The 19366-nt window shown below is 69.5% G+C and carries 6 protein-coding genes, 1 pseudogene and 1 riboswitch; all 7 genes and pseudogenes read right to left on the bottom strand.

Annotated elements, in window-relative coordinates:
* Position 1: 1 nt before the first annotated feature.
* The gene (locus H7I57_RS12320; RefSeq protein ID WP_264023781.1) at positions 2–4825 is read right to left on the bottom strand and encodes a type I polyketide synthase; all 4824 of its coding nucleotides are present in this window, start codon (positions 4823–4825) and stop codon (positions 2–4) included.
* Positions 4822–6619 (bottom strand): annotated as a pseudogene (locus tag H7I57_RS12315) (AMP-binding protein). The gene H7I57_RS12320 and the pseudogene H7I57_RS12315 overlap by 4 nt, the downstream one beginning before the upstream one ends.
* Before the next feature lie 84 nt (positions 6620–6703).
* On the bottom strand, positions 6704–12217 hold the full coding sequence (locus H7I57_RS12310; RefSeq protein WP_264023780.1) for a type I polyketide synthase: 5514 nt from the start codon (positions 12215–12217) through the stop codon (positions 6704–6706).
* The gene (locus H7I57_RS12305) at positions 12214–13992 is read right to left on the bottom strand and encodes an AMP-binding protein (protein WP_264023779.1); all 1779 of its coding nucleotides are present in this window, start codon (positions 13990–13992) and stop codon (positions 12214–12216) included. Before H7I57_RS12305 ends, H7I57_RS12310 begins: the two co-directional genes overlap by 4 nt.
* A 559-nt stretch (positions 13993–14551) precedes the next feature.
* Positions 14552–15274: a thioesterase II family protein gene (locus H7I57_RS12300; protein ID WP_264023778.1), complete on the bottom strand. Its 723-nt coding sequence runs from the start codon at positions 15272–15274 to the stop codon at positions 14552–14554.
* Between the two features lie 20 nt (positions 15275–15294).
* Positions 15295–18171: an aminomethyl-transferring glycine dehydrogenase gene (gene gcvP, locus H7I57_RS12295; RefSeq protein ID WP_264023776.1), complete on the bottom strand. Its 2877-nt coding sequence runs from the start codon at positions 18169–18171 to the stop codon at positions 15295–15297.
* A 204-nt stretch (positions 18172–18375) separates the two neighbouring features.
* Positions 18376–18474, bottom strand: a riboswitch (glycine riboswitch).
* A 67-nt stretch (positions 18475–18541) separates the two neighbouring features.
* Complete coding sequence (locus tag H7I57_RS12290) at positions 18542–19165, bottom strand: MerR family transcriptional regulator (protein ID WP_264023775.1); 624 nt, start codon at positions 19163–19165, stop codon at positions 18542–18544.
* Positions 19166–19366: the final 201 nt, after the last annotated feature.

Here is a 19366-nt window from a genome sequence, read left to right as displayed (position 1 = left end):
GTCAACTCAATCTTTCCGAAAGTCTGGCAAGCAATTCGTCCTCGGCCAGGTCGTCGTAGGCGTCTTCGTCCGCGTCCTCGGCGGCGTTCGTGGGGGTGCCCTCGCCGCCCGCGACCTCGTTGTCGTTACCGGCGGTCTCGATTATCTCAGGCAGGATCGACGCCAGATAATCGGTGAGCGCTTCCACCGTCGGATAGTCGAAGACCACCGAGGCCGGCAGTACCTCTCCAAGGCTTTCGCTCAGCGAACGCTGCAACGTTACGCTCATCAGCGAATCCATGCCGAATTGGAAGAACCCGACCGTGGACTCCAGGGTGTGGGCCGAGGCCAGGCCCATCGCGGCCGCGACCTGGGCCCGCACGTGGTCGGTCAGCAAATCGATGCGGCCTTCCGCGTCGGTGTCGCGCAGCGCTTCTCGGAACTTCGTGTCGCCGGTGAGCGCCGCGTGCGCACTCTCGGTTTCGTCGGCGAGGAGGTCGTCGAGGATGTGCAGCCGGGCCCGGGTGTGGTACGCCGCGGCCAGCCGGGGCCAGTCGGCGGCGACCACCGTGGCGCGCGCAGGCGCGTCCGGCCCGACGAACAGCCGCAGTGCCGAGATGGCGACGGCGTCGTCCATCGGTTCCAGACCCGACTCCTCCGTCGCCTGCCGCTCGAACCCGGTCTGTACGTCGGCCAGCGATTTCCACAGGCCCCAGTTGATGGCGCAGGCGGGCAGGCCCGCGGCGCGCCGCGCGAACGCGAAGGTGTCCAGGAACGTCGTCGTCGCCGCGTAGTGCGCCAGCCAGCGGGAACCGAGCACTCCCGAGATCGACGAGAACACCACGAACTGCTCGACGGGGTGGCCGATCGACAGCGTGTGCAGCAGCGCCACCGCATCCATCTTCGAGCGGAACATCGCGACGACGTCGTCGTGCGTCATGTCCGCGAGCGTCACCGGTCCCCCGCTCATCGCGGCCAGGTAGACGCCACCCAGCGGCGGCAGGTCGGCGCCGAACCGGTCGAACACCGCGCGCATCGAGGTCTCGTCGGCGGCGTCAGCGGCGGCGGTCACCACCGTCGTGCCGGTGGTGGCGAGCCGGTCGGTGAGTTCGTCCAGGCGCGAACCGGGATTGCGGGACACCGCGACAACGGTGGTCGCGCCCATCGCCGCGAGCTGCTCGACGAGGCGGGGACCGATGTTTCCGGTGGCGCCGATGACGAGGTGGGCCCGCTCGGGGTTCAGCGCAGGCGGCGGAGCCGCGGTCCGCGGCAACTGATGCACCAGGCGGGCCACCCGGCGTGTGCCGGCCTGGTAGACCAGCTGATCCTCGCCGTCGCCGTCATGGGCTTCGGCGAGAACCCAGCGGGCCACCACAGGGGCAGGCACGGAGGTGTCGACGTCGATGACCGCGCCCCAGATCTCGGGGTGCTCGAGCGCCAGGGTGCGGCCCAGCCCCCAGAGCACGGCGTGCGCCGGGTTGGCCCGGTCGCCCTCGCTGACCGGTTGGGCGTTGCGGGTGAGCAGGAACACCTTGGGCGGGTCCGTTGCGCGGCTCGCCGCTGGGTCCGTTGCGCGGCTCGCCGCGGCGGCGATCGTGCGCCCCGCTTCGAACAACTCGTAGCCCAGTTCGTCGCCGTCATCGGCACCCGGCGCGTACAGCACGTGGGTGGCGGAGGCGAGGGCCTCGGCAAGGCCGGCGTCGGCGGCGGGAAGCGCCGTCACCGCCGATCCGTCGAGCAGCCGGCCCATCTCGCTCGCAATCGCGGCGTCACCGATCACCAGCCAGCTGTCGCCGCTGGAGGTCGATTCCGCCTGTCCGGCAAGGGGTTTGGCGGGCCAGGTCAACTCACAGAACCACTCGGCGGGCACCGTGTTATCGGCGGGCAGGGCGCCTGTGCGTTGCCCGCCGGCGCGGCGCACCGGCCGGACGTCGACCCAATGGCGGGTGTGGTGCCACGGCGTCGCGGGCAACACCACGTGCGGCTCGCCGTGGTGCACGGTGTGCGGCGGACGGGTCGTGTGGGTGGCGTTGAGGTTGGCGTGGAACGTGACCGTGTCGTCGGTATCGCGGGCCAGCGTGCCGATGGTCAGGACGTCCGTCTCGGCGGCGAGCGTGTTGGCGATCGGCTGGCCCAGCGTGGAGTGCGGGCTGATCTCGATGAACGTGCCGTGGTCCGCGGCGGCGGCGGTGATGGCCTGGCTGAACTTGACGGGCCTGCGCACGTTGGCCACCCAGTAGTCGGCGTCGAGCACCGGCGACGAGCCCGGATCGGCGACCGTGGACAGGAAGGGCAGCGTCGGGACGCTCGGCACCACGTCGGCCAGCGCCGCGCGGATGTCCGGGAGCACCGGGTCCATCAGGGCGGTGTGGGACGCGACCACCATGTTGACCCGCCGGGCGAAGGTGTTCTGCGCGGTGACCGCGGCGATGACGGCGTCGACCTGGTCGGGCAGACCGGCCACCACCGTCTGGCGCGGTGACAGGTATCCCGCGATCTCGACGCTCGGATGACCGGCGGTCTGTTCGGCGGCGGCCTCGGGATCGAGATTGAGCAGCGCGACGGCGCCCTGGCCGGCGAGCCGGGACATGATCGCGGAGCGTTGGGCGATGACCCTGAGACCGTCGGCGAGGCCGAGCGCGCCGGCGACGACGGCGGCGGTGACCTCGCCCATGGAGTGGCCGATGACGGCGTCGGGGTGCACGCCGTAGGAGCGCCACAGCTCGGTCAGGGCCAGCTGCAGACCCATCAGGACCGGCTGGACCTGCGCGTCACCGCTGATGGATTCACCGTTGGCGATGATGTCGTGCAGCGAGAAGCCGACCTGTTCGACGAACACCGGCTCGATCTCGGCCACCGCTCGGGCGAAGGCGGGTTCGTCGGCAAGCAGCCGGCGGGCCATGCCGGCCCACTGCGAACCCTGGCCCGAGTACACGAACACCGTCCCGGGCTTGGGATTGCCGGTCGCGGCCGTGACCACTCCCGGTGCGGACTGGCCGGCGGCCAGGGCCTTCAGCCCGGCCATGGCCTGCTCCCTGTCCCGGGCCACGACGGTGGCGAACCTGTGGTGCTGGGAGCGGTGGTGGTTGAGGGTGTGGGCCACTTGTGACAACGAGGCCAGGGACCCCTCGGAGCCGGCCATCCAGTCGGCCAGCATGCCGGCCTGGGAGGCGATGCGTTCAGGCGTCTTGCCCGAGACCACCAGCGTCGTCACCGCCGGTTCGGTCTGGTCTGCCTGTGCGGGCACCGTCACGGGGGGCTGCTCGATCACGATGTGGGCGTTCGTGCCGCCGAACCCGAACGACGAGATGCCCGCGCGACGGGGTCGGCCCGCGGGGGCCCAGTCGGTGTGCTCGGCGACGACCTTCAGCCGCAGCTTCTCGAACGGGATGTGCGGGTTCGGGTTCTGATAGCCGAGGTTGGCCGGGATCGTGTTGTGCTGCAACGCGAGCACGGCCTTGGCGAAGCCGGCGATCCCGGCGGCGGCCTCGAGGTGGCCGAGGTTTGACTTCACCGCACCGAGAAGCAGCGGGCTGTCGGCGCCACGCCCCTTGCCGAGCACGGTGCCCAGCGCGCGCGCCTCGATCGGGTCGCCCAACAGCGTGCCGGTGCCGTGCGCCTCGACGTAGTCCACCTCGCGGGGATCCACCCCTGCGGTCGCGTACGCGGCGCGCAGCACCGCCATCTGCGCCGACGGATTCGGTGCCATCAGGCCGTTGGAGCGGCCGTCCTGGTTGACCGCCGAACCGCGGATCACCGCCAGCACCCGGTCTCCGTCACGCTGCGCGTCGGACAGCCGCTTGAGCACGGCCGCACCGCAGCCTTCGCCGCGCACGAACCCGTCGGCACCGGCGTCGAACGCATGGCACCGTCCGGTCTTCGACATCGCCTCGGCCTGGTCGAGGCTGCGGGTGCCCGCGGGCGAGAGCAGCAGGTTCACCCCGGCGGCCAGCGCCACCTCGGAGTCGCCGGAACGCAGGCTCTGGCAGGCCAGATGGATCGCCACCAGCGACGACGAACACGCCGTGTCGATCGTCACCGACGGTCCCCGGAAGTCGAAGAAGTACGACACCCGGTTGGCGATGATGCTGATCGAACCGCCGGTGCCGTACCACGCGTCCACCTGGCTCAGGTCGGTCGAGCCCATCTGGGCGTAGTCCCCCGCACTCGCCCCGGCGAACACGCCCGTACGGGTCTCGGCGAGTGAATCGGCCGGGATGCCCGCGTGCTCCAGCGCCTCGTGGGTGACCTCGAGCAGGAGTCGCTGCTGCGGATCCATCCGTGTCGCCTCACGCGGGATGATCTCGAAGAACTCCGCGTCGAACGCGTCGATGTCACGCAGGAACGAGCCCCAGCGCGTCGTGCCCGCCAGCGCCGCCGAACCCTCGGCGGTGCCGTCGTCGAACCACGCCCACCGGTCGGCGGGCACCTCCACCACCGACGACCGGCCCTCGGTCAGGAAGTCCCAGAACGCGTCCGGTCCCTCGATGTTGCCGTCGAGGTCGGGGCCGCCGGGAAACCGCAGACCCAGACCGATCACCGCGATGGGCTCGTCGGTCGAGGCGGGCCTGGCGTCCTCGGAGCCGGACGCGGGCTCGACCTCGCCGCCGGTCAGGAACTTCGCCAGGGAATCGACGGTGGGGTACTGCCAGAAGTCGACCGGTGACACGGTGCGGCCGAGGTACTCCGACAGCACCCCGGTGAGGACCACGGCGTCGCGGGAGCCCACGCCGAGGTCGTGCATCGAGGCCCCGCGATCGATGTGCTCGGGACTGCAACCGTTATTCGTGACCAGGTAGTCGACCAACCACCGACGAACAGCAGCCTCGTCGAAAGCGGAGGTCATCTCATGGCGTCCAACCGGTTGAACGCGCCGTCGCGGTACATGTCCGCGCTCACGGCGCGACGCACCTTGCCGCTGGTGGTCAGGGGCAGCGAGCTGGGGGCGACCAACACGAAATCGGACAGCCGCACGCTGTGTGTCATCGAAATCGCCGCTGTGACTTGCTGTTTCACCGACTCCAGTTCGGCGTGGTAGTCGCGGCTCGCCGCGGCGTGGTCGATCTGCTTCTTCAGCTCGGCGATCACCACCAGGCGCTCGCTGGCGTCGTCGGGCACCGAGATCGCCGCGACCCGGCCGCCGGTGAATTCGGCGACGGTGCCCTCGATGTCGTCCGGGTAGTGGTTGCGTCCGTCGACGATGAGCAGGTCCTTGATGCGGCCGATGATGTACAGCTCGTCGTCGAACATCACGCCCAGGTCGCCGGTGCGCAGCCACGGACCCTTCGGTGTGTCCGCGGTCGGCTCCGCGAGCTGCCCGGAGAACAGCTTTGCCGTCAGCTCCGGGTTCCGGTAGTAACCGCCGGCCACATGCTCACCGTGCAGCCACACCTCACCGATCTTTCCCGCGGGGTTCTCCACGCAGGTGTCCGGATCGACGACCCGGACCGTGGTCGACCGCGGCGCGCCGAGACCGATCTGCTCGGCGCCGCTGTCGGGCGAATTCTCGGCGCGCAAGCTCTCGTCGTCGTCGCAGCGTTCGGCGTGCCCGGCGGCGAGCTTCTCGTAGTCGAACCGCACCGAGGTGGGCGGACGCCCCCCCCGCCGAGGCCACCACGTACACCGTCGCTTCGGCCAGACCGTAGGACGGGCGCATCGCATGGTCGGCCAGACCGAACGCGGCGAACCGCTCGTTGAAGCGGCGCACCGTCGTCCCGTGCACCCGCTCGGCGCCGTTGATCAACACGGCCACCGTGCTCAGGTCCTTGCCCGCCATGTCCTCGTCGGTGGTGCGCTTGACCGCCAACTCGAACGCGAAGTTGGGGGCCGCGGTGAACGCGTTGGGGTTCGACCCCAGCAGTTGCATCCAGCGCGCCGGCTTCTGCATGAACGCGATCGGGCTCATGAACACGCCGGGACAGCCCAGCATGATCGGCATGAACACCCCGACGATCAGCCCCATGTCGTGATAGAAGGGCAGCCACGAGACGACCGTACTGTCCTCGGGAGGCCCGTCCGGAAAGCTCTCGTAGTAATCGGTGAGCAACTCGTGGACGTTGATCAGCACGTTCTTGTGGCTGATGACCACACCGGCGGGCGTCCGGGTCGAGCCCGACGTGTACTGCAGGTAGGCGGTCTTGGGCAGCGCGACCGGCGCCGCGGGCTTGGCGGGTGAATCGAAGTCCAGCGTGTCGACCTCGAGGAACTTCGGCGCCCGCTGCCGCGCGTCGGCCCCGTACCTGCGGATGTCGTCGACCACGGCCGACGTCGTCAGCACGACGACCGGCTCGGCATCCTTCATCGCTCCGGTGACGCGTTCGTCGTGCTGGCGCAGCTGCGGCATCGTCAACGGCACGGCGATGAAGCCGGCCTCGATGGCACCGAGGAACCCGATGATGTACTCGAGGCTCTGCGGGGCGAGGATCACGGCGCGATCGCCGGGCGAGCCGAGCTTCGCGAGCTTCTCGGCGACCACCAGCACGCGGTCACGAAGTTCGGACCAGGTGAGGCTCTCGGAGACGCCGGCCGGGTCGGATTCGTAGTCGACGAACGTGAAGGCGGTGTCCTCGGCCTGCTGCTGCGCGCGCTCAGCGAGCAGCGCGGGAATGGTCGCCACGGACGGCGCCGTCAGTGCTGGCATCAGTGGTCCTTTCTGAACAGACTCCCGACATGGTCTCGCGCATCGGGTGAATCCGAGAAATCGAGGGCAATTCGTCGCACCGCCTCAGGTCGACTCGACACTGTCGAACAGCGAGTCGAGAAGGCTGTCTCCTGGATCCTCGGCCGCCGCGTCGTCGATGTCGGTGCCGGGTACCAGCAGGTTGGCGAGGTAGGTCGCGAACGTGGCGATGGTGGGGTGGTTGAACAGCATCGTCGCCGACAGCTCCAGCCCCACCAACCGCTCGACCTCGCGGCGAATGGACATCGCCATCACCGAGTTGAGCCCCATCTCGGCGAACGGGCGATCGGTGTGCACGTCGCTCTCGGGCAGCCGAAGCTCGGCCGCCAGAATGGCGCGCAGCCCGCTCTGCAGTTCGGCCAGCAGTTCCTCCGGGGCCATCGACGCCCACGCGCGGGTGGGTGCCGATGGGCGATGGGCGTCGGAGGTGACTGCCGCGGCATCCTCGGCGGACCGCATCGGGGCCATCACGACCTGATCGACGTCGAAGCGGCTGACGAAGTCCCAGGCCGCGAACGCCTCGGAGGCGACGACCGGTCGTGACCCCACGCGTTCGAGCTCGGAGATCACGATCTGCGCCTCGGCTCCGAACCCGAGGCCTTGCCAGGCCACCCAGTCCAGGCTGACGGTGTTGCACCCCTGCCGGTGGCGGGCGCGCGCCAGACCGTCGAGATAGGCGTTGGCAGCGGCGTAGGCACCCTGCCCGGGGATACCGAAGACCGCGCCCGCCGAGGCGGCCAGATAGAGGAAGTCGAGGCTGCCCGGGGGGAAGACCCGGTGCAGTGCCTGCGCGCCCGCGACCTTCGGCAACAGGGTGCGGTGCACCCGTTGCTCGTCGATCTCGGTGAGCAGCTGCGCCTCCGTCACGCCTGCGGCATGCAGGACACCGCGGATCGGCGGTGCGCCCTCGCCGTCGCGCTTGTCGAGCAGAGCACCCAATGCGTCGCAGGAGCCGATGTCGAGCGCAACGGTCTCGACCGACACCCCGCGCCGCTCGAGCGCGCGGATCGCGGCGATCCTGCGCGCGGTGTCGGCGTCGGTGCCGGCGGCTTCCGACCCCAGGAGAGCGGACCACTGCCTGCGTGGCGGCAAGGCCGTGCGGCCCACCAGGATGATGCGCCGCGCGCCCCGGTCGGCGATCCAGTCCGCCATGAGCAGGCCGAGCACACCCATACCGCCGGTGATCAGGTAGGCGGCGTCGGGATGGCAGCGCAGTGTCTCCCGGACCGGTTCGGCCGTGATCTCGGCCAGCGTCGAGGTGAGGAACCGTCCGTCCCGAAGCACCGCGATGGTCTTGATGGGCGTCGACAGCACTGCGGCGAGCGCGGCCGCAGCGTCGGCCACGTCGTCGTCGGCGGCCAGGTCGATCAGGCCACCCCACAGTTGTGGCTGCTCCGCGCCGATGACCCCGGCCAGGCCCCACAGGCTGCTCTGGCGCACGGCCGCGTCGGAGGCCGCTTCGTGGACCCCGCGGGTGAGGACCCACAGTGTCACCGGGTCGCGTGCGTCCCGGTCGGTGAGGCGGCCGACGAGGTCGGACACCTCGGTGGTGAGGCGGACGGAGACGTCGAGATCGGACTCCGGGCCGCCGGAGCCCGGATCGGCGACGTAGACGACATGGCGGGCGTCGGCGACGTCGGCGCTGCGGTGGCCCGCACCGAGCAACCCGTCCCTGACCGTCCCCGCGAGGTCACTGTCACCGAGAACCGCGATGGACGCGGCGTCGGACGGTGCTGACGCGGCGTCGGCGCTCCACTGCTGCCAGTCCAGGACGTGGGCGACGCGCTTGGGCTCGGCGTCGACCGCCGCGACGGCTCCCGCTTCCACTGCCGTGTAGCGCAACGCGCGGATCTCCGCATACGGCGTGCCGTCCGCGGCGCTGATCTCGAGGTCGACCAGCAGGTCGTCCCCGTCCCGAGCGCGCAGGCGCGCGTCGACGACTCCCTGCGCCACCGGCGATCCGGTGCCGAAGACGACGGCCTCTGCCGAGGACGGCACCTTCAGCCCGGGGCCGGACGCGTCGACCAGACGGCCGAGGTTCACCGCGGCATCGAGCAGCGCCACCGGGGATTCGTCCGGCAGGTCGACGACGGCGCGCAGCCGTCCCGGCGATGACTCGTGGGAACTGACCGACCACGGGTAGGCGAGCCCGTCGATGCCCCAGGCGGTGTGCAGTTCCGACAGCGCCGACGGGTCGTAGCCGGCCACGTCCTCCTGATCACCGGCGGCCCCGCCGCCGGCTTCGGGGAGCGGCTCGTAGGAGACGCGAGCCGAGACATGGCGGACCCAGTGCGGATCACGCGCGCTGTGGGACGTCTCCCCCGCGTGGGACGACGAGGACACGGTGATGACGTCGCCCTCGGTGAAGACCTGCACCACGCGCGGCTGGTCGACGGAGATCGGGAAGTCGAACCGCACATCGCTGAGCGCGGACGCCCCGCACTCCGCCGCGGCCAGCGACAGTGTCTGGAGCAACACCGACAGCGGGACGATCTCCGCCCCGGCGAACCGATGGGAGTGCGGATACGGCTTGGCCTGCGGCACCAGCCGCGCCTGCCACAGATGTCCCGCGCGGGGACCGGCGACCGCGGTGTGGGAGCCCAGGACGGTGCCGGGACGCGGCGCCGACGCACCCGACGACGGTGCGCGCTTCTTGATCGCCCAGTGCCGGGTGCGGTGCCACGGCGTGGTCGGCAGCGGGGTGTGCGGCTCGTCGAGATGCAGGGTCTCGGGCGCATGGCTGGTGAACGTCGCGTTCAGAGCGGTGTGGAACGTCAGCGTGTCGTCGGTGTCGCGGATCAGCGTGCCCGAGCTGTGGTGCTGATCCGCGTCCACCGTGTCGTTGATGGCGTACGTCAGGATCGGGTTGGCACTCACCTCGATGAACGTGCCGATCTCCTGGGCCGCGGCTGTGATCGCGCGGCTGAATTGGACCGGCTGGCGCACGTTGGCCACCCAGTAGTCGGCGTCCAGCGCGGGCTCGCCGTCCGGGTCGGTGACGGTCGACAGGAACGGGATGCTCGGCGCCCTGGGTGTCACGTCCGCCAGGGCCTCGCGCAGATCGGGCAGCACGGGGTCCATCAGCGCGGTGTGCGAGGCCACCTCCATGTTCACTTGGCGCGCGAACTTGTCCTGCGCGGTGACTGCGGCGATGGCGGCGTCGACCTGTTCGGGCAGGCCTGCGATCACGGTCTGGCGCGGGGAGACGTACCCCGCCACCTCGACGCTGGGATAGCCGGCGACGAACGCCTCCGCCGCATCGGGGTCTAGCTCGACGAGCGCGACGGCGCCCTGGCCGGCGAGCCGGGACATGATGGCCGAGCGTTGGGCGATGACCTTGAGACCGTCGGCGAGGCCGAGCGCGCCGGCGACGACGGCGGCGGTGACCTCGCCCATGGAGTGGCCGATGACGGCGTCGGGGTGCACACCGTAGGAGCGCCACAGCTCGGTCAGGGCCAGCTGCAGACCCATCAGGACCGGCTGGACCTGCGCGTCACCGCTGATGGATTCGCCGTTGGCGATGATGTCGTATAGCGAGAAGCCGACCTGTTCGACGAACACCGGCTCGATCTCGGCCAGCGCCGCCACGAACGCGGATTCGTCGGCGAGCAGACGCTGCGCCATGCCCGGCCACTGCGAGCCCTGTCCGGAGTACACGAACACGACGCCCCGCTTGCGCGACCCGGTGTGGGGGGCGACGACGCCGGGCGCGGATTGGCCGGCGGCCAGGGCGCGCAGCCCGGCGATGGCCTGCGCCTTGTCGCGGGCAGCGACGGTCGCGAACCGGGAGTGCTGGGAGCGGTGGTGGTTGAGGGTGTGGGCCACCTGTGACAACGACGTCAGGGACCCCTCTTCGCCGGCCATCCAGTCTGCCAGCATGCCGGCCTGGGAGGCGATGCGCTCGGGCGTCTTGCCCGACACCACCAACGTCGTGACCGCCGGTGCGGGCACCTCGGCAGGCAATGGCGTGAAGGGTGCCTGTTCGATCACCACGTGAGCGTTGGTGCCGCCGAACCCGAACGACGACACCCCGGCGCGGCGCGGGCGCCCAGCCTGTGCCCAGTCGGTGTGCTCGGCGACGACCTTCAGCCTCAGGTTGTCGAACGGGATGTGCGGGTTGGGTTTCTCGTAGCCCAGGTTGGCCGGGATCGTGTCGTGCTGCATCGCCAGCACGGCCTTGGTGAACCCGGCGATACCCGCCGCGGCTTCCAGATGCCCGAGGTTCGACTTGACCGCCCCGATCAGCAGCGGGGCGTCGGCGGCACGGCCGCGGCCCAGCACGGTGCCCAGCGCGCGCGCCTCGATCGGATCACCCAGCAGCGTGCCGGTGCCGTGGGTCTCGACGTAGTCCACGTCGCGCGGCTCGATGCCCGCGGTCGCGTAGGCCGCGCGCAGCACCGCCATCTGGGCGGCGGGGTTGGGCGCCATCAGGCCGTTGGAGCGACCGTCCTGGTTGACCGCCGAACCGCGGATCACCGCCAGGATCCGGTCGCCGTCGCGCTGGGCGTCCGATAGCCGCTTCAGAACGGTCACGCCGCAGCCCTCGCCGCGGACGAACCCGTCGGCGCTCGCGTCGAAGGAGTGGCACTGGCCCGTCTTTGACATCGCTTCGAGTTGATCGAAGCTGCGCGTCACCGCGGGTGACAGCAGCAGGTTCACCCCGGCGGCCAGCGCGAGGTTGGAATCGCCCGCTCGCAGGCTCTGGCAAGCCAGGTGGATGGTCACCAGCGACGACGAGCACGCGGTGTCGATCGTCACCGACGGTCCGCGCAGATCGAAGTAGTACGACACCCGATTGGCGATGATGCTCAGCGCACCCCCGGTGCCCGACCAGGAGTCCACGTCGCCGAGATCGACGGTCGACAGGTACCCGTACTCGCCGAGGCATGCGCCCGCGAACACCCCGGTCTGCGAATGCCGCAGCGTGTGGGCCTGAATGCCGGCGTTCTCCAGCGCCTCCTGGGTGACCTCGAGAAGCAGCCGCTGCTGCGGGTCCATCTTGTCGGCCTCGCTGGGCGAGATCTCGAAGAACTCCGCGTCGAAGGCGTCGATGTCGCGCAGGAACGAACCCCATCGGGTGGTGCCCGCCAGTGCGGCCGAAGCCTCCGGGGAATCCACCTGGAAGGACTCCCAGCGCTCCGCCGGGACCTCGCGGACCGCGGAGCGGCCCTCGGACAGAAACTCCCAGAACGCCTCCGGGCCCTCGATGTTGCCGTCATCGCCCGGGAACCGGCAGCCGAGACCGATCACCGCGATCGGCTCGTCGTCGGTGTTGTAGTCGCGACTCACGACCGCCTCCGCCACCGGTTCGACTTCACCGCCGGTGAGGAATTTGGCCAGCGCGTTGATCGTCGGGTACTGCCAGAACTCCACCGGCGAGACCGTGCGGCCCAGCAACTCCGACAGCTCGCCGGTCAGCACCACCGCATCGCTCGAGCCGACGGCCAGATCGTTCAGTGGTGCATCGAGATCGATTTCGTCGGGGCTGCAACCGATGTTGGTGACCAGATAGTCGACCAACCAATGCCGAAGAGCGTCCTCGTCGAAAGCAGAGGTCATGTAGTGACGTCCAGTCGGCTGAACTCGTCCTGCCTGTAGCGATCTACGCAGGCCGAGCGCCGTATCTTTCCGCTGGTGGTGATCGGGATCGAGCCGGGTGCCACCATGACCAGATCGGACACCCGGACGCTGTGGGACTTCTTGATCGCCGAGGCGACCTCACGCTTGACGGCGCGAAGCGTGTCGAGCGCCTCGGCCTCGGAGCTGCCGCGCTTCTTCATCTCGACGACCGCGACCAGCTGCTCGCTGGTCTCGTCGAGGATCGAGATCGCGGCGACGCGCCCGCCGGTGATCTCCTGGATGGTCGCCTCGATGTCGTCCGGGTAATGGTTGCGCCCGTCGACGATCAGCAGATCCTTGATGCGGCCGATGATGAACATCTCGCCCTCGGACATTACGCCGAGGTCGCCGGTGCGCAGCCAGGTGTTCGGCGGGGTCCCCGGGGACGGGTCGACGATCTCGCCGCCGAAGGTGCGCTCGGTCGCCTGCGGGTTGCGCCAGTACCCCATCGCCACCTGGTCACCGTGAACCCAGATCTCACCGATCTTGCCGTCCGGGTTCTCCAGGCGCGTCTCAGGATCGACGATGCGCACCGTCGAGGAACGCGGGGCGCCGTAGCTCACCAGCTCCGAGCCGCCTTCAGCACCGCATCGCTTGGCGTGACCCGCCGAGAGCTTCTCGTAGTCGAACCGCACCGTCGCCGGCGAGTGGCCGGTGGGCGCCGAGATGACGTACAGCGTGGCCTCGGCCAGGCCGTAGGAGGGGTGCACGGTGGTGCTGGGCATGTTGAACGGCGCGAAGCGCTCGTTGAACCGCCTGATGGTGGCGGAGTGGATCCGCTCGCTGCCGCTGATGATCCCCAGCACGCCGCCGAGATCCATGCCCTCCAGGTCGGCGTCGGACGTCCGGCGCACGGAGAGCTCGAACGCGAAGTTCGGCGCAGCCGACCACGCATGGGTGTTGATCGCGAGCTGCTGGATCCAGCGGGCCGGCTTCTGCAGGAACGCCACCGGGCTCATCAGCACCGCGGGTCGGCCCCAGGTTCCGTCCGGGCCGTCCGGCGGGCACAGCAGGGTCGCGAACACACCCTGGATGAGGCCCATGTCGTGGTAGAAGGGCAGCCAGGAGACCATCGTGGTGTCCTGCGGCGGCACACCGCCGCGGTGTTCCATGTAGTCAGTGAAGATCTGGTCGAGGTTCCTGATCACGTTCTTGTGGGTCATGATCACGCCGGCGGGCGCACGCGTCGACCCCGAGGTGTACTGCAGGTAGGCCGTCTTGGGCAGCGGCCCGACGTTGACCTCGACGGTGCGCGGCGAGTCGAAGTCGAGCGCGTCGACCTCGATCACCGCGGGTGCCGCACTGCCCGGTTGCGCCCCGACGTAGGTCATGATCTCTCCGACGGCGGCGGAGGTCGTCAGCACAGCCACCGGCTGGCAGTCGCGCAGCGCGCCGTTCACCCGCTCGTCGAGCTGGCCCATGGCGGGCACGGGCAGCGGCACGGCGATGAAGCCGGCCGTCATCGCGCCGTAGAAGGCGATGATGTACTCGAGGCCCTGGGGCGCGAGGATCGCCGCGCGGTCGCCCTTGGATCCGTGGCGCAGAAGTTCCTCTGCGACGACCTGGACGCGGTGATACATCTGAGACCAGGTCAGGCTCTCCGCGTAGCCGGCGGGATCGACGTCGTAGTCGATGAAGGTATAGGCCACATCATCGGGCTGCTGCCGCGCTCGATCGGCAAGCAGGCCAGGAATGGTCGACTCAAGCAACGGCATGGCGACGTCCTTTCATCAAATGTCTCTGCGCCTCGGCCTCGTTGCCGTGGTGGCAAACCGACTTGCAGCTCATGGCCACGCATCCCCCGCTCGCCCCGAAGGCTAGCACCGCCCCGTCAATAATGTTGGCTAATCCGAGGAAGGATTAGACCACGAATTGCTTGCCAGAGGGAAGCGGGCAGTTTCCGCCATATTTCGCCGGCAGAGTGACAACGCGGGTGTGCAATTTATTCCCGACAGCGCGTTCACAGTTTTGCCACGTACTGTAACGGCCCACCTAGTCCCGGGGTTTTTAGTTGCTCCACCCTGCAAGTGCCGGGTGCGCGAGTACGCGGGCACGGGGGCTTAAAACAGTGCTCGTCTCGCCTTGACGCGTGCGTAAACGGTTTGCCGAGATCGCAGCACCGTGTCGAGTTTTTTTCTGACTCCCCGGTAAGAACCAGGTCGTATGGCGTTGACGCGGGCTCGCCCACGGGCCTTATTCGGTGTGCGCAGGTGTGCTCCGAGCCGCCCACAGCGACGTTCGCAGGTGTGGCGAACACCACACCGTCTGACCCGGTCAGACGCCGCAGCGCGCCCAAATCTTCTGCTCGAGGTCGGGCACCAGGTCGCCCAGATGGTCATTGAGATAGAAGTGGTGGCCCTTGAACTCCCGCAACGTGGCGCCCGCGGTCGTCCGCTGCGCCCACCCGCTCACCTTGTCGGCGGTGGCGATCTCGTCGTCGTCTCCGTAGAAGACGTGGATCGGGCACGACAGTGTGACCTCGGGCGGGCAGTCGTAGTTCGCGATCGCCTTGAGCCCCCGCAGCGTGGGCAGGATCGCCGCGGCGAACTCCGGGTTCTGCATGAACTCCGGGCTGGCGCCGGTCATCGTGCTGACCGCGGCCAGCAGGCCGTCGTCGGTCTCCGGGATGTCCTGGTAACCGACCCGGCCGGGCGCCGCACACGCCGAGACGAACAGAGCCGTGATCGGATTCCCGGCCTCCTCGAAGCGGCGGGCGACCTCGAACGCCAGCAACCCGCCCATGCTGTGCCCGAAGAAGCTGACGGGCCCGCCGTGGTTCTTGTCGGGAGAGACCATCTTGCAGACCTCGTCGGCCAGCGCGGGCAGGCTGGTGAACGACGCGAAGTCCTGCTTGCCCCGCTGCCCGGGGTACTGCACCGCGACCCTCTTGATGTCGGTGGCGAAGGTCTTCGCGAACGGGACGTAGTACTGCGGCGATCCGCCGGCGTGCGGGAAGATGAACAACCGCGGCGTGGCGCCCGAAGCCCCTTCTGTCATGCGGGTCAGGGTACCGGCCGCTAGGCGAAGGCCTCGACCGGTGGGCACGAGCAGACCAGGTTGCGGTCGCCGTACGCGCCGTCGATCCGACGCACTGGAGGCCAGACCTTCGGCCGGAAGGACGTGCCGAGCGGGTAGGCCGCCTGCTCCCGGGTGTACGGGTGGTTCCAGTCGCCGACCACGAGGCACTCCGCGGTGTGCGGCGCACCGCGAAGCGGGTTGTCGTCGGCGGGCCAGGCCCCGGAGCCGACCTGGTCGATCTCGGCGCGGATCGCGATCATCGCCTCGCAGAACGCGTCGACCTCGGTCAGTGACTCGCTCTCGGTGGGCTCGACCATCAACGTGCCCGCGACGGGGAAGCTCATCGTCGGGGCGTGGAAGCCGTAATCGGCCAGGCGCTTGGCCACGTCGTCGACGGTGACGCCGGTGGCCTTGGTGATGCCCCGCAGATCGAGGATGCACTCGTGGGCCACCATGCCGTTCTCGCCGGTGTAGAGCACCGGGTAGTACTCGTCGAGCCGGCGGGCGATGTAGTTGGCCGACGCGATGGCCACCAGCGACGCCGCGCGCAGGCCCGGCGCCCCCATCATGCGAATGTAGGCCCACGTGATCGGCAGGATCGACGCCGAACCGTACGGCGCGGCCGACACGGTGAGCGTGTCGGACAGTTCGTCGGCCAGCGGGTGGCCCGGCAGATACGGCGCCAGGTGCTCGCGGACGGCGACCGGTCCGACGCCGGGACCACCGCCGCCGTGCGGGATGCAGAACGTCTTGTGCAGGTTCAGGTGGCTGACATCGCCGCCGAACCGGCCAGGGCGCGCGAGACCGACCAGCGCGTTGAGGTTGGCGCCGTCGACATAGACCTGTCCGCCGGCATCGTGCACGGCCGCGCAGATGTCGGCGACGTCGTGCTCGTACACGCCGTGCGTGGAGGGATAGGTGATCATCAACGCCGACAGGCGATCGGCGTGTTCGGCCACCTTGGCGCGCAGATCGTCGAGGTCGACATCGCCGTTCGCGCGGCACCCGACGACGACGACCTTCATGCCCGCCAGGGCGGCCGACGCGGCGTTGGTGCCGTGCGCGCTGGACGGGATGAGGCAGACGTCGCGACCGGTGTCCCCGCGCGCCGCGTGGTAGGCCTGGATCGCGAGCAGGCCCGCGTACTCCCCCTGCGATCCGGCGTTGGGTTGCAGTGACACCGCGTCGTATCCGGTGATTCCGGTGAGCCACGACTGCAGATCGGCGATCAACCTGCGCAGGCCGGGGGTGTCCGACGCCGGGGCGAACGGATGCTGACGGGCGAACTCGGGCCAGGTGATGGGTTCCATCTCCGAGGCCGCGTTGAGCTTCATCGTGCAGGATCCGAGCGGGATCATGCTGCGGTCCAACGCGATGTCCTTGTCCGCGAGCGACCGCAGGTAGCGCATCATCTCGGTCTCGGTGCGGTACTTCGAGAACGCCGGATGGGTGAGGAACTCCGACGTCCTGGTGCCGATGCCGGGGCCGGCGAAATCCGTGGAACCGGTTGTCGCCCCGAATCCCTCGAGCACCGCGGCGACGTGTCCGTCGGTCGTCGCCTCGTCACAACTCACCGACACGTGGTCGTCGTCGACCAGCCAGACGTTGATGCCGCGCTCCTTGGCCGCCGCCCGCACCTCGGGCGCCCGACCGGGCACCCGCGCCAGCACCGTGTCGAAGAACGCGTCGTGGACAACCTCCACCCCGGCGGCGGCCAGGCCGGCGGCGAGCGCGCGCGTGTGCCCGTGGACCCGATGGGCGATGGCGCGCAGGCCGTCCGCGCCGTGATAGCTCGCGTACATCGCCGCCATCACGGCCAGCAGCACCTGCGCGGTGCAGATGTTGCTGGTGGCCTTGTCGCGGCGGATGTGCTGTTCGCGGGTCTGCAGCGCCAACCGGTACGCCGGTGACCCGTCGGCATCCCTGGACACGCCGACCAGCCGTCCCGGGAGTTGCCTGGCGTGCTTGGAGTGCACCGCCAGGTAGCCCGCATGCGGGCCACCGAAACCCATTGGCACACCGAAGCGTTGGGTGGTGCCGAAGGCGACGTCGGCACCGATCTCACCGGGAGGGGTGATCATCGTCAGCGCCAACAGGTCGGCGCCGACGGCCACCAGGGCGCCGCGCTCGTGGGCCTGCGAGACCAGTGCGCTCCAGTCCACGACGGCGCCGCCGGCTCCCGGCAGCTGGACGATCACGCCGAAGAACTCACCCTCGGGCAGCCCCTCACGCAGGTCCGCGGTGACGATCTCGATTCCCAGCGGTTCCGCGCGGGTCGCCAGCACGGCGGCCGTCTGCGCGTAGACGTCGCTGTCAACAACCAGCCGATGGGCCGACCCGCGCACCGCGCGCTGCATGAGCGTCATCGCCTCGGCGGCAGCGGTGCCTTCGTCGAGCATCGAGGCATTGGCGACCTCCAGGCCGGTGAGGTCGGTGACCATCGTCTGGAAGTTCAGCAGCGCCTCGAGCCGGCCCTGGCTGATCTCGGGCTGGTACGGCGTGTAGGCGGTGTACCAGGCCGGGTTCTCGAGGATGTTGCGCCGCAGCACAGGTGGGGTGAGGGTGTCGAAATACCCTTGACCGATCATCGACACCGCGACGGTGTTGGAGTCCGCCAGTGCCCGCAGCTCGGCCAGCGCCTCGGTCTCCGAGGCGGCAGGCGGCAGATGCCCGAGCCCCGGCGCGATGCCGTCGTCGGTCACCGGGTCGAAGATCGCGGCAGGCACTGCCTTGGCGGCCAGCTCGTCGAGCGACTCGACGCCGATCGTCCTCAGCAGCGTGGCGACGGCCTGCGCATCCGGCCCGATGTGCCGGTCGACGAAGCGGAGTTCGGAGGTGGGGTGTCCGGACGTTGAATCGGACTTGTTATCTGACACTGACAGACATCTCCCGACGATTGCCGCGGGCGCGAGGAGCGCATGCGAACCGGCTCCTCCCCCTCTGTCGTCGACCCGGACCGGGTGCCTGAGAGATTCGGCCGGCAGCAACCGCGCGAGCGGACGGCAGGGCCTTTCCCCATGGGCGGGTGGGCCTGCCCACAGGAACCCCGAGGGCGAGCGCACCGCTTTCCAGAGGCATCGTGGCTTCGCGCGGTCCTGGGTGCCTGAGAGGTTGACGGAGAGGTGTTGCTCCTTCGGCGTCCGTGGCTGGCGGTCACGGAACTCTCCCGCGTGAGGGCGATGCGCGCCCGAGTCTACCGGGACGTGGGAGCCGGCGGCGGTTCAGTCGGCGGACGGGTTGCCCGGCTCAGCCGATCTTGCGGTCGCGGTGCTTGCGGCGGGACGCCAGTTCGTCCTCCGGAGCCGAGATCGACTCGCCACCGTCGGCGCGCTCCCCCGGGAAGTCGGCGATCGCCCCGGTGAGTTCCCGCATCGCTCCGGACACCGCGATCCCGAAGACGCCCTGCCCACCCTGCAGCAGGTCGACGACCTCCTCCGCCGAGGTGCACTCATAGACGGTGGTGCCGTCGGAGAACAACGTGATGTTGGCCAGATCCTGGACGCCGCGCTGGCGCAAGTGGTCGACCGCCACCCGGATGTTGTGCAGCGAGATACCGGTGTCGAGCAGCCGCTTGACGATCTTGAGAACCAGGATGTCCTTGAACGAGTACAGCCGCTGGCTGCCCGAACCCGCCGCGCCCCGGATCGACGGCACCACAAGCGAGGTGCGGGCCCAGTAGTCGAGTTGGCGGTAGGTGATCCCGGCGATCTGGCAGGCGCTGGGCCCCCGGTAGCCGACGAGTTCGTCGGGAACCGAATCGTCGGGGAACAGACCGGCCTGGACGGGCTCGGTGGCCACCCGGGGAAGACCGTCCGTGTGCGACGCACCGGTAGTCAGGTCCAGTTCCTCCTGGCGTGGCGTGTCTCCCACTTGTCGAATCCCTTCGCCTTGAAGCGCCTTCGAACCCGCGTCCGCGGCCTACATGGCGCACGTTCGCCCCGGCTCGAACTGTGTCGAGCATACGCTTGAGGGCCTGCCGTGACTGCCCGTCGCGACCAAGTATGGCTGCCCGTTTCCGCGCCGGGAGAAACGCGCACCGCGTGTCGAACGCGACGAGACGCATCCGTGACC

The organism is Mycolicibacterium pyrenivorans (genome assembly GCF_025821625.1).
GTDB classification, from domain to species: domain Bacteria; phylum Actinomycetota; class Actinomycetes; order Mycobacteriales; family Mycobacteriaceae; genus Mycobacterium; species Mycobacterium pyrenivorans.
This window is presented reverse-complemented; position numbering and strand designations above follow the sequence as displayed.

Excerpts from the sequence above, each read along its gene's own strand:
- H7I57_RS12320 (WP_264023781.1), bottom strand. The coding sequence starts at position 4,825 with ATGACCTCCGCTTTCGACGAGGCTGCTGTTCGTCGGTGGTTGGTCGAC.
- H7I57_RS12310 (WP_264023780.1), bottom strand. The coding sequence starts at position 12,217 with ATGACCTCTGCTTTCGACGAGGACGCTCTTCGGCATTGGTTGGTCGAC.
- H7I57_RS12305 (WP_264023779.1), bottom strand. The coding sequence starts at position 13,992 with ATGCCGTTGCTTGAGTCGACCATTCCTGGCCTGCTTGCCGATCGAGCG.
- H7I57_RS12300 (WP_264023778.1), bottom strand. The coding sequence starts at position 15,274 with ATGACAGAAGGGGCTTCGGGCGCCACGCCGCGGTTGTTCATCTTCCCG.